The organism is Terrilactibacillus laevilacticus (assembly GCF_006517395.1).
Classification (GTDB): Bacteria; Bacillota; Bacilli; order Bacillales; family Sporolactobacillaceae; genus Terrilactibacillus; species Terrilactibacillus laevilacticus.
Genome location: NZ_VDCY01000037.1, coordinates 1 through 1,383 on the forward strand (window position 1 = coordinate 1; position 1,383 = coordinate 1,383).

Genomic DNA, 1,383 nt, shown 5'->3' on the forward strand with positions numbered 1-1,383 from the left:
CAATTTTAATTTTTAGGTATTTCCACTTTATTCCTAATAGGCCTAAAAAAGAGCATACTACACCCATATGAAGAATTTCACTTTTTGAAATTCTGTATAGTTGGCTACTCCAAAACTGGAAGTCTTTGAATCTTTGCTAAAGTTGACCAAAATTCTTTTTGGTATAAACAACTACTACACAATTTGAAGGTGGTGTAACGCGCTGTGCGGATCACCTTCCCGGCTATTTTTATAAGCTGGATTCTGACCGTTGCCATCGTACCTTTATTCAACTTTTTTGGCAAACAAAGTCTGCGAAACCAATTTTCAAAATTGTAAGCGAGTACGGATATCTGTAACTTTGTCGCATTTGTATAAAAATCAGGACTACTTAATTGGTCAAATGCAAAGCCGTTCTTGCCTTCTTTGATGAGGTTTTCCATCGTCCCACGGTTTTGATAAAACTTAATGACATTCTTGGGACGATAGCTCAAATTCGTGACGATAAAGGTATAGTGGAAAAAGAGTTCGCCCTCGGGTCTTTCCAACTTGACGACAACTCTTCTCGACTTGTTCCAGTTCGCTGCTTTGTATGTCATTTCTTTATAAAAAACATAGGAAGATCCATTGTTGAGGTCCATTCGGTCACTAATCTGATTTTCGATTTCTTGAGCCATGGCGACTAAACGTTTATTGGATTTTAGCCGAATGGCATACTTCATCTCATGTGCTTCACATAACTCATACAGTTCAGGAACAGCGAAGCCACTGTCACCTCGGACGGCAATTAGTGCATTCGGACTCATCTTTTTATAGTCCTTGATCACGGGGCCAACAAAGCCTACAACATTGCGAGAAGTATAGACATTGCCGGCTCGGAGAACGGCTTTAATACAATCGCCAGTTAATCCATCAAATAAGACAAGAGGATGATAACCATTAGTATGATAGTGGGCATTGTATTTATTTCCATATTGATGACCATAGGTAGTGAAATTCGCTGAATCTAAATCAAACACAAAATGATCACTGGGCTTAATGGTTTGAATACGTTCATTCAATATCTGATTGACCTGTTGCAGCTGTTTCATCGTTACCTTGTCAAATTTTTGATTTAAACGTGACAGGGTAGGTTGAGAAGCTAATTGGTCCTTACCCAGAATCGTGGTAAACATCGGTTCACGCTTTAACTCATCGGCATGGTCATCCGTATGATAACCAGCAATATGTTGATAAATCTTTTGGATGACGACCTCATCATTGGCATGTTTCCGATGATGAACCGAATCATTCACCTGTAGGTTTTCTTGAATAGACTGACTTAGCCCAATTTTTTCATCAAATTCCTTATACAATAATAACCCTGAGTCTGAGGTTAAGTTCCCACCATCAAAATTAACCTTA

At 38.7% G+C, this 1,383-nt stretch carries 1 protein-coding gene; it reads right to left on the bottom strand.

All coding sequences use genetic code 11. The features are described from left to right. Positions 1-104: 104 nt before the first annotated feature. A partial coding sequence (locus FG390_RS15620; protein WP_141191937.1) for an IS1380 family transposase occupies positions 105-1,383 on the bottom strand: 1,279 nt, incomplete at its 5' end.